10 protein-coding genes and 1 pseudogene are annotated in these 10,067 nt (G+C 67.0%); 2 read left to right on the top strand and 9 right to left on the bottom strand.

Annotation, left to right across the window (positions count from 1 at the left end; all coding sequences use genetic code 11):
* Positions 1–885: 885 nt before the first annotated feature.
* Together R2770_17930 and R2770_17925 are read right to left on the bottom strand one after the other, a co-directional pair.
* Complete coding sequence (locus R2770_17930; GenBank protein MEZ5282345.1) at positions 886–1,497, bottom strand: GMC family oxidoreductase; 612 nt, start codon at positions 1,495–1,497, stop codon at positions 886–888.
* Positions 1,498–1,542: 45 nt separating this feature from the next.
* A pseudogene (locus R2770_17925) lies at positions 1,543–2,360 on the bottom strand (GMC family oxidoreductase N-terminal domain-containing protein).
* 78 nt (positions 2,361–2,438) lie between these two features.
* Between R2770_17925 and R2770_17920 the strand changes: the two are divergent.
* The gene (locus R2770_17920) at positions 2,439–3,083 is read left to right on the top strand and encodes a TetR/AcrR family transcriptional regulator (protein MEZ5282344.1); all 645 of its coding nucleotides are present in this window, start codon (positions 2,439–2,441) and stop codon (positions 3,081–3,083) included.
* Between the two features lie 59 nt (positions 3,084–3,142).
* Positions 3,143–4,180, top strand: a complete 1,038-nt coding sequence (locus R2770_17915) for an LLM class flavin-dependent oxidoreductase (GenBank protein MEZ5282343.1) — start codon at positions 3,143–3,145, stop codon at positions 4,178–4,180.
* A gap of 53 nt (positions 4,181–4,233) precedes the next feature.
* Here the strand turns inward: R2770_17915 and pyrE are convergent, their stop codons facing one another.
* The 7 genes from pyrE to R2770_17880 form a co-directional block, all read right to left on the bottom strand.
* Positions 4,234–4,752, bottom strand: a complete 519-nt coding sequence (gene pyrE / locus R2770_17910) for an orotate phosphoribosyltransferase (protein ID MEZ5282342.1) — start codon at positions 4,750–4,752, stop codon at positions 4,234–4,236.
* A 136-nt stretch (positions 4,753–4,888) separates the two neighbouring features.
* Positions 4,889–5,266, bottom strand: coding sequence for a hypothetical protein (locus R2770_17905; protein MEZ5282341.1), 378 nt, complete (start codon positions 5,264–5,266; stop codon positions 4,889–4,891).
* Positions 5,263–5,715: a nuclear transport factor 2 family protein gene (locus tag R2770_17900; GenBank protein MEZ5282340.1), complete on the bottom strand. Its 453-nt coding sequence runs from the start codon at positions 5,713–5,715 to the stop codon at positions 5,263–5,265. The genes R2770_17905 and R2770_17900 overlap by 4 nt, the downstream gene beginning before the upstream one ends.
* Positions 5,712–6,956: an ABC transporter permease gene (locus tag R2770_17895; GenBank protein ID MEZ5282339.1), complete on the bottom strand. Its 1,245-nt coding sequence runs from the start codon at positions 6,954–6,956 to the stop codon at positions 5,712–5,714. The genes R2770_17900 and R2770_17895 overlap by 4 nt, the downstream gene beginning before the upstream one ends.
* Complete coding sequence (locus tag R2770_17890; protein MEZ5282338.1) at positions 6,953–7,708, bottom strand: ABC transporter ATP-binding protein; 756 nt, start codon at positions 7,706–7,708, stop codon at positions 6,953–6,955. Before R2770_17890 ends, R2770_17895 begins: the two co-directional genes overlap by 4 nt.
* On the bottom strand, positions 7,708–9,306 hold the full coding sequence (locus R2770_17885; GenBank protein MEZ5282337.1) for a peptidoglycan-binding protein: 1,599 nt from the start codon (positions 9,304–9,306) through the stop codon (positions 7,708–7,710). The genes R2770_17890 and R2770_17885 overlap by 1 nt, the downstream gene beginning before the upstream one ends.
* Positions 9,306–9,926 (bottom strand): hypothetical protein, encoded by a 621-nt coding sequence (locus tag R2770_17880; GenBank protein ID MEZ5282336.1) that lies wholly within the window; start codon positions 9,924–9,926, stop codon positions 9,306–9,308. Before R2770_17880 ends, R2770_17885 begins: the two co-directional genes overlap by 1 nt.
* Positions 9,927–10,067: the final 141 nt, after the last annotated feature.

The following is a 10,067-nucleotide window of genomic DNA, read 5'->3' as shown; positions in this document are numbered from 1 at the left end:
AGGAACCGCACGAAGTCGCCGAGGTCATCTTTGGTGCGGCAACCGACGGCACCGATCAGATCCGGTACATCTCAGGTGCCGCAGCAGCGCAACTTCTCGCGAACCGGTACTCGGCCGGACAAGACGAGCAGTTCGTCGCCGGTATGCGAGCCCAGTTCGGGCTCTGACCGGAGCGAACCCCGCGCGGCGGCGCCGAACGACCAGCCGACGACCGAGTGGCCGCGGGCCGAGGGCGAAACGCAGACGCCGGGATGCGGCGTCCAGCCGAGAATTCCCACCACGGCGACCAGCTCGAGGTCTTCAGCGTGTTCGGCGGCTGGGCGCTGTGTTTCAGAACCACCTCGCGCTGGAGCACGAGATCCGCTCGCGTCGCAGACACCGCGGAAGGATTGTCGAGGATCAGCTTCAGGATGTCGGTCGTGAGGTTGAACGGAGGGTTGGCGACGACCCTGAATGGTTCGCGAGGGAATCGGAGCCGGCGAAGGTCCGACCTGATCACGCGGATCCGGTCGTCGAGCTTCGCGTCGAGCGCGCGGGCGACGAGCCGGTCGGCCCACACCGGGTCGCGTTCGACCGCCCAAACCCGAGCGCCTTTGCTGGCCAGGGGAACTGTCAGCGCCCCTGACCCGGCCCCGAGGTCGACGACGAGTTCGTCCTCGGCGACTTTCAGGTCGTCGATCAGCTCGGAGATGACTGCTTGGTCAGCGAGGAAGTTCTGGCTGAGCGACCGGCGTCGCTGATCGCGGTCGCTCCGACGCTTGCGCTCGGACACGTGCCATCACCGTCATCGCCATGCGGGTCACACTACGAAGCGGCGTCGACGCCCTCAATCCAATATCGGATCCGGGCAGCGGCGAGACTCTCAACTGATCTGACCGGTGAGGCTCAGGTCGAGGTCTGCGCTTTCATCTTGGCGGCGATGCGCTCGGCGATCATGACGCACCCGAGGTAGGTGTTGCCGGACGGGATCGTCGGCATGACCGAGGCGTCGGCGATGCGGAGTCCTCCGATGCCGCGCAGGCGGCAATCGGCGTCGAGGACGGGTCCCATCGGGCAGGTGCCGACCATGTGGGCGTAGGAGAGCAGGTGTCGTTCGAGGGCTAGCGGGACGGCGTCGTCGTCGGCCAGGTCGATGGGGTCGAGTTGTTCGGCGCCGAGCTGAGCGAAGGCGTCGGTTCGGTGCCAGGCGACCAGCTTGTCGAAGGCGTGTCGGTAGCGGCCGTGGGCGTCGGCGGGAAGTGATGGCAATGTGACGACGGGCCCGTCGTCGAGGTTGTCGCCGAGGCGGACGGTGCCGTCGCCGCCGGATCGGAGGAGGAACACCGCGAGCAGGAATCGTTGCCGTCCGTCGATCGGCAGAGCGGTGATCGGGAAGGCGTGGTAGTCGATGTCGGTGCCGTTGGACGCGCCGACGAGGAGAGCTTGGGCGGGTCCGCCGGTTCCTGGCTCGGGCCCGTCGTAGAGGTAGGGGATGGCGGGGCCGAGGTGGTCGCTCATCGTGGAGCCGACCGGAAGGTCGGCGACGACGCTGATGCTGTGGTCGGTGAGGTGGTCTGCGGGGCCGATGCCCGAACGCATGAGCAGGTGAGGCGTCCAGAGCGCACCGCAAGCGATGACTACCTCATCGGCGTCGATGTGTTCGAGCGAAGGATGACGCCCGTGGCGCGTGCTGCGTCGATGGCGATTTGGGCAACGTCACAGTTGGTGCGAATGGTGAGGTTCTCGCGTGCTCGCACCGTGGGTGTGAGGTAGGCGAGGCTGGTGGACACCCGGCGGGAGTGCTCGTCGATGGTGGCTGGGAAGACGCCGATGCCGGGGAGCTGGTCGGCATCGTTGATGTCGGCGACCGGTCGTTCGCCGAGCTCGCGCATTCCTGCGAGGTAAGCCACGTGCGCACGCGAGTGTTCGCCCGATTTCCACCGCCGCACGGGGAGTGGGCCCGAGTCGCCGTGCAGCGGAGATGCCCCGAAGTCGACATCGCGTTCGGCGGCGATGAAGGTGTCGACGACATCGTCCCATCCCCAACCTTCGAGGCCCATGGCGGCCCACTGGTCGTAGTCGACGGGCAGGCCGCGCAGGGTGGCCATGCCGTTGGCGGCCGAGGTTCCGCCGAGGACGCGGCCCTGGAACACGGCGACATCGGCCGGTTGGCCGTGCATGACCGAGAACGCCGATGGAGCGTGGCCAACCCATGCCTCGGGTGTGCGACGGGGATCGAGCAGGACCTCGTCGTAGGCGGAGTCGTCCGGTCCGATCTCCAGCAGCGTGACGTCGAAGCGGTTGCTCTCGCTCAGGCGAGCGGCGAGAACACAGCCGGATGTGCCACCTCCGACAACGACCACGTGCTTGCGCTTGTTCATGCCCATCGTCTTCCGCTCTCTTGACTGATTAGGTCATGCGACCTAACCTAGGTTGACCAACCTAACCGCGGACGTCGGATGACATCAAGCCCCACACGCCAACGAATCCTGGAAGCGGCCCTCGAGCTGTTCAATCGCAACGGTTACGCAGCGACGTCGCAGGCGAACATCGCGAGCGCCGCCGGGATCCGGCAAGGCAACCTGACGTACCACTTCCCGGCCAAGATGGATCTGGTCGAAGCGCTGCGCGACGAGGCTCGCGCCGTCTTGACCGAGCGCGAGTCGGTTGGCGTGTCCGACGACGTGTGCCGCGACTACGTCGACCACGTTCTGACATCGATGAGGCTCGTGTGGCGGTACCGGTTCTTGCTTCGGGACCGGGCCCAGCTGAACGATGCCGAGCCTCGTCGGAGTGCTCCCCCAGAGCTGGCTGCCGATTTTGAACGCTTTGGCAACCTCATCGAGCGGTTCTCCGTGGGTGGTCTACTCCGGCGTTCGCTCGACGTCGATGTTGCCGTGCTCGCTCGCTCGCTGTGGATCGTGAGCCGCTACTGGCTCGATCATCTCGACGAGTTCGGCCAAGTCGACGTCGCCGACTGGGCATCCCTGGCACGCGGAATCGAGCAGCACCGCGCCGTGCTCGATCCGTGCCTGACCGCCGACGGACGTCGGCGCCTCGACGACGCCTTTGCTCGGGCGGCCCGACGGCCGCTCGCCTCGTGACCCGCCACCCGCCACCCGCCACCCGCAACCCGCAACCGATCACCGACAAAGGACATGAGATGGACCTCGGACTGCTCTTCTTTCCCCACCCGACCAACTCCGCCGAAATCGCACGGCGCATTGAAGGACTTGGCTTTCGCAGCCTCGTGTTCGCCGATACGCAGAACCTGGCGCCCGAGACCTGGAGTCAGCTGATGGTCGCTGCGACAGCCACGAGCCGAATCGAGATCGGTCCCGGCGTCACCAACCCCGTCAGCCGGGACCCGGCGGTTACGGCCTCCGCGGCGCTAGGTGTCCAGGTCGCCAGCGGCGGTCGTCTCGTCATCGGGATCGGTCGAGGTGATTCGTCGATGGCCAAGATCGGCCGCAAGCCCGCATCCCCGGTCGACTTCGAGCTCTATCTTCGCCAGCTTCGCGGCTATCTGGACGGCGAGACCGTCGATCGCAACGGAACCGAGAGCAGAATCGAATGGCTCGACGACATCGATGTCGCCCGCGTGCCTATCGAGGTGTCGGCGACCGGGCCGAAGGTGATCGCGATCGCAGCCGCCGTTGCCGACCGGATCTGCTTCGCTGTCGGCGCCGATGTCGAACGCCTCGCCGATTGTGTCAGCCTCGCCCGCCAAGGCGCAGAGGCCGCCGGGCGAAACCCAGCCGACCTTCGCCTCGGCGCCTACATCAACTGTGTTGTCAACGACGACCCGGCCCTCGCACGCGAGGCGGTGCGCGGTGGTGTTGCCAGCTTCACGCACTTCTCCGGGTTCCCTGGCATGCGTATCGACGAGTTGCCCGAGGGCGTACGCAAGGCCGCCGAAACCATGCGCACCAGCTACGACATGGCCCACCACGGAGCCGCCAGCGGGTCCCACGCCCAGGCGCTAGATGCCGAGTTCATCCATCGATTCGGAATCGCCGGCCCGCTCGACGAAGCACGGGAACGCCTGACGGCGGTCCGCGACCTGGGCATCGATTTCGTCCGGGTGATTCCCGGCTCCAGGGGTGCCCCCAGCGAGGTCACCCTCCCCTCGATCGCGGCCATCAGCACACTCGTTGACGAGTTCGCATCCGCCGATCCACTGCCCGACAAGGCCGGGTGACGGCACGCCCACCGATTCTCGATCCCTGCGGCGACGCTGCTTACTTCACCCGGTCACCGGGTGAGGTCCGCGCGAGTGAACAGGCTGCGCAGTTCGATGCCGGCAGCAGCCAGGTTCTCTGTTCCACCCTGTTGGCGGTCGATGACGCACAACGCAGTGGTGATGTCGGCTCCGAGCGTGCGTAGTTGGGTGGCGGACTCGACGATCTGGCCGCCACTGGTCACGACGTCCTCGACCACCAGGAGGCGTCGTTGGGCCACCGGTGGGCCCTCGGCCAGCTTGGCGGTGCCGTAGGACTTGGCCTGCTTGCGAACGAACACGGTCGGGATACCGGTGCCGAGCGACAGTGCGGTGGCTACGGGGACACCACCGAGTTCGAGGCCTGCCAGCAGGTCGGTATCGGGTGGGATCAAGGGTTGGAGACCGGCAGCGACCGCACGGAGGGTGTCGGGGTCGGACTCGAACCGGTACTTGTCGAAGTACACGTCAGCGCTCACGCCAGATCGCAGCACGAACGAGCCTTCGAGATGGCAGAGCTCGGCGAGGCGAGGGGCGAGGTCGAGGCGGTCCACGGACAACATTGTGGCCGACAACGCGGCTTCGAGATATCCGACCCTGTGGCGGCGCAGAGGTTCCCAGCGAACTGCGCCACAACCGGCGGTTCATGGAGCGCAGTCTGAGGTGATGGACGCGACGCCGGTCGGTCGCTCACTGGCTGGTGTGGTCTCCCAGCTCGATCGTTTGGCCGGCCTCGGCTTCGCACGCTCCGAAGGCAGTGTTGAACTCGGGGCTGCCGGGCCCGGTTCCGGCAGCGTCGAGGGCCGTCATGTCGAGGTCGAGTGTCCCGTCCGGGAGGACTTCGGCTTCGGGGAAGCCCTCGATGCCTTGGTCGCGCATGCATTCGGTGAGGAACGCGGCGAGGTCGACGGACTCGTCGGCCGTGGACTCAGAAGCGGGGGCTTCTGACTCGGACGTGATCGCTGAGGACTCAGTAGTGGACAGTTCGGCCTCGTTGTCTGTGCTGCAGCCAGTGAGGCCGAGTGCTCCAACGAGTGCGATGGCGGTGGTGACGCGAGGGATTCTCATTGCGAAGTCCTTCTTGGGTATTCAGGTGCGAACAGTTCGTCGGTCTCGTGCGGGTGATGGGTGTATTCGGTGATGGCGCGGATGCGGCCGTCGTCGAGGTCGAAGCGAAGGTTCGATTCGAGCTCGATGGGCTTGTTGTCGAGGAGGCCGGTAAGGGTGTGAAAGGTGACGACGGTGGCGCCGTCTGTGGTGGCGATGAGCTGGTCTGTGGAGCTGGCCAGCTGCCTGGCGCCCCGTCGTGGAGCAACGGTGGCGAGCGTTTGCAGGGCGGATCGCCCGTGGTGGGTTCCGGCGATGCGGCTGTTGCCGGGTATGCGATACGTGAGGTCGTCGGCGACGAGGGCGGATGCGGTGTTGAGGTCACCGCTGGCGTAGGCATCGAGGAACTCCTGCACGGTGGTGACCGCTTCCGCTTGGCGGGTTCGGCTGGTGCTGTGGGGTTGGTTCATGTTCTGAGTGCTTCCGTCGGCGAGAGTCGGGCAGCCCGCATGGCGGGGTAGAGGCCGGCGATGACGCCGATGGCGACGGCGGCGATGAGTCCGGCGACGACACCGCCGACGGGGATGACGGTTTGCCAGCCGGCGATGGAGGCGTAGACGGCGGTGACCGCGATGCCGATGCCGACGCCGGCGATGCCGCCGAGGAGCGACAAGATGGTGGCTTCGGTGATGAATTGGCGGCGGATGTGGGCGCGGGTGGCTCCGATGGCTCGGCGGAGGCCGATCTCGCCTCGACGTTCGATGACGGCGATGACCATGACGTTGGCGATGCCGACGCCGCCAACGAGAAGGGCCACGGCGCCGAGGCCCAGGAAGAGGTCGGTGTATGCGGTTTCGGCCGCGGCTTGGGCTTCGAGGATGTCGGAGGGACGGCTGGTCGTGACCTCTTCGGGGTTCTCGGGGTCGGCGGTGCCGGGCAGCAGGGCCCGGGTTTGGTCGATGCTGCCGGGTTCGACCCGGGTGTAGATGATCGAAGGGGTATCGGGCGCGTCGTAGTAGGTGGCGGCGGCGACAGTGCCGATGAGGACGCTGCGGTCGAGGTCGGCGGCGAGGGGGAACTCGTCGAGGATGCCGATGACCTCGACCTGGTCGTCCCCGATCTGCACGAAGGTTCGCTGGGCCAGGTCGTCGATGCCGAGGCGTTCTGCGGCAACCGAGCCGACGACGGCGACGGGATAGGTCGAGGTGGCCTCGTCGAGGAAGCGGCCCTCGGCGACGGTGCCCGAGACGGTGTCGAGCAGGCTCGGGTCGGCCGCTGCGACGGTGATGGCGTTGGTGCGGCCGGGGTCGATGTAGTCGCTTCGGTACACGGAGGTATCGAGTTCATAGAGCGCGGCGGCGGTTTCGACGGTGGGGATGCGGGCGATGGTGGCTGCGGCATCGGCGGGGAGTGCGCCGTCGCCGGCGCCAAACCCGGCGCCAGATTCGACGGTGATGAGATTGGTGCCGAGGCGGTCGATCTGATCGAGCAGGTCGGCCCGAGACGAATCGGACAGTCCGAGCACGCCGATGAGCGCGGCGATGCCGATGGAGACACCGAGTGCGGAGAGGGCGGTGCGTAGTTTGCGGGACCGTGGCCCAGACGCGCCGACCCGCAGTACGTCGACGGGGTTCAGCCGGCTGGGTTCGCACGCCGCCGCGGCATCGTCGGTCGCGGACCGCAGTTCGTCGGAGCCGATTTCGGAGTTCATCGTGTGCGCTCCTGGCGAGTGTCGGCCTGGAGTCGGCCGTCGAGGATGGAGAGCTGTCGCGGGAAGCGTTGGGCGAGGTCGAGGTCGTGGGTGATGACGACGATGGTGGTGCCTTCGGCGTGGAGACCCTCGAGGAGGTCTACGACGGCCGCGGTGGAGCGGCTGTCGAGGTTGCCGGTGGGTTCGTCGGCGAGCACGAACGCCGGGTCGTGGACCAGAGCGCGGGCCACAGCGACACGTTGTTGCTCGCCGCCGGAGAGCTGGTTGGGGCGATGCCCGAGCCGGTGACCGAGCCCGACCCTTTCCAAGGCGGCTACGGCGCGGTCGCGGCGCTCGGCCAGCTTGACGCCTTGATACAGGAGTCCGTTGGCGACGTTGTCGACGGTGCTCATGCCGGGCAGGAGGAAGAACTGCTGGAACACGAAGCCGATGCGGCGGGCCCTGAGCCCGGCGAGCCGGTTGTCGTCGAGGGTGGTGGTGTCGATCCCGTCGACAAGCACCGTGCCGGCGGTCGGCTGGTCGAGGGTGCCCATGACGGTCAGCATGGTTGACTTGCCCGAGCCGGAGGGGCCGACCACGGCTACGAGTTCGCCGTGGTCTATCCGAACGGTGACGTCGTCGAGCGCTCGCACCGGCGGGTTGCCGGGGTAGTGCTTCGATGCGTTCCGCAACTCGATCGCTCCGAACGGGGTGGCTGCGGTCGGAGTACGGCCCTTTTTGACCTGGGCGGTTGGTGTGGTGAGGGCGGTCATCACGGCACGACCACCGCGTCGCCGGGTTCGATGCCGGTGACCTCGACCATGCCGTCGGCGAAGGTGCCGGGCTGTACGGCCACGAAGGCGGTGGTGTCGCCTCGGACCACCTCGACGGCGTAGGTACCGTCGCCAGCCGAGATCAGGGCAGTGGCCGGCACGAGTGTGACGTCGGTTGCGAGGATGGTGGTGATGGTGATCTCCACCCCAACGTCGCTCACCGATTCATCGGTAGCGATCGGTCGGTTGGGCTCGATGGTGAAGGTGACGGTCTCGGTGTTGGGATCGGCCGGGCTCGACACGGGGTCGGCGATGTCGACGACGGTCCCCGGCACGGTCTGGTCGCCGATAGCGATCTCCACGACGGCGCCCAGCGTGACGTCGTCTGCGTCGGCCTCGTCGACGACGCCGGTCAGGGTCCGGGTGGAGACACCCGTGTCGAACACGGTGTCGCCCGGTTCGACCTGATCGCCCCGTTCGACCGGTACGTCGGTCACCTGGTGGCGGGCGGGGAGAACGACGAACTGGTCGAGCTGAGCAACACCGTCGGGTTCGATTCCGAGGGTGTCTTCCCAGGCGGCCAGCGCCGTGGCGGTGGCTTCGTCGAAGTGTTCGTCGACCTCGAGTTTGCCGTCGGCGTCGAAGCCGAGCCCGGCGAGGGTCGACTCGAGCAGTTCGATGTCAGCGCCGTCCTCGACCCCCTCGGCCAACACACGGCGGATTGGTGCATCGCCGATGATGACGGTTACAGGGTGGGTGTCGATTTCGTACGCGGTTTCGCCGGTTTCGAAGCTGTCGCCAACGCTCGGCACCATCGTGAGCAGACCGTCGGTGCTCGAGCGGACGGTGGTGGCCTCGTTGATGAGCTGCACCGAGAGAACTGGGTTGCCTACCCGTGCGGTAGACCCCACTGGCGATGTCACGTCGGAAACGATCACCGGGCCGGCAACGACGAGCGCTTGGGCGGGGTCGATGATGCCGTCGGTGTCGATGCCGAGGTTGGTCTCGAACGCCTCGATTGCCGTGATCGTGGCGGTGTCGACGTGTTCGTCGACGACGAGCGCACCGTCGGCGGTGAAGCCGAGCGCAGCGAGGTTCGCTTCGACCATCTCGACGTCGGCGCCGTCGGTGGTGTCGGCGCCGATCGGGCGGTACGAGGGTATGTCGCCCCACAACACGACGACGGGTTGTTCGTTGACCGCGTAGGCCATGTCGCCGCGACCGAGGACGTCGTCGACCTCGGCGGTTCGGGTGATGACGCCGTCGCTGGCCGCCACGTGAGTTACCGGGTCGGCGTAGGAGAGCGTTCCATCGATCGTGATCGACTCGCTGAGGTCAGCGGTCGCGGCTTCGACAGCTCGGATAGGGGTCGCAGCCGTCTCGGTCGTTGTCGTCTCGTCGCCACCCGACAGAAACCACAGCCCACAACCGGCAGCGCCGGCGATGCACAGCGCACCAACTGCTGACCGCAGCCGGCGCCTAGTCTTCGGCTTGTTCGGCTCGGGCGGGGTCTGGTCGTCGTGGCTTGGTTGGAACGGCTCCGGGACGTGGTGGCTTTGCTCGGGGCCGTTGGCCTGGGTGGGGCTGATGAGCGGCATCAGTTCGATCCTCCTCGGGCGCCGTCGAGACCGGCGAGGATGTCCTGACAGGCCTCGATCGCCGCTGCCATTGTGGGGTCTTCTGGATCGAAATCGGCACCAAAGGGTCCACCGGCGCCTGGGCCGCCCGCACCGAACTGGGGATCTGGCACGTCGATGCCGTTGTCACGCAGGCACTCGGCCACTTCGAGGAACGAGTCCTCGAGCTCGGTGAAGTCGCCGTCATCTGGAAGGAAGCTGGCCCCCTCGATCAGCGAACCGCAGGTGTCGACGGCGGATTCGAAGTCGGCGTCCCGGGCGAAGCCGCCGCCCTCGCGGGTACCGTTGGCGCCGAAGAAGTCGACCGAGCCATCCGCGTTCACCACCGGATCGGGAAAGTCGACGCCCTCGGTCCGCATGCAGTCGGCGAAGGCAAGCGCCTGTTCCTCGTCGGTGCCCGAGGTCGTTGCTTCCGTCTCGTTGCTGTCGGCGGTGTCTGTGGCGTTCTCGACCACAATCACGGGATCGTCGTCGGCGTCGTCGTCGGAGCTGCCGCAGCCGGTGGCGAACAACACTGCGGCGGTCGCCACGGTTGCAGCGGCCAGTCGCCATTTTCTGGGATGTTCTGATTGGTGGATCACGGGGGCTCCTCGGTGACGCGGGTCGGTTGATGGGCCCCAACTTGACGGCCGTTGTTGAAGAACGCGTCGAGGTGAGCTGTGGATCAGCTGGAGATCCTCGAACCGGGTCCCCAGCCAATCTTCAGGAATGCTCCAGGCGGC

The sequence above is a fragment of the Acidimicrobiales bacterium genome, assembly GCA_041394185.1.
In the GTDB taxonomy this organism is placed as follows: domain Bacteria; phylum Actinomycetota; class Acidimicrobiia; order Acidimicrobiales; family Poriferisodalaceae; genus JAAETH01.
Note: the sequence above shows the minus strand (reverse complement) of the source record. Positions and strands in the feature narration are given on the sequence as shown.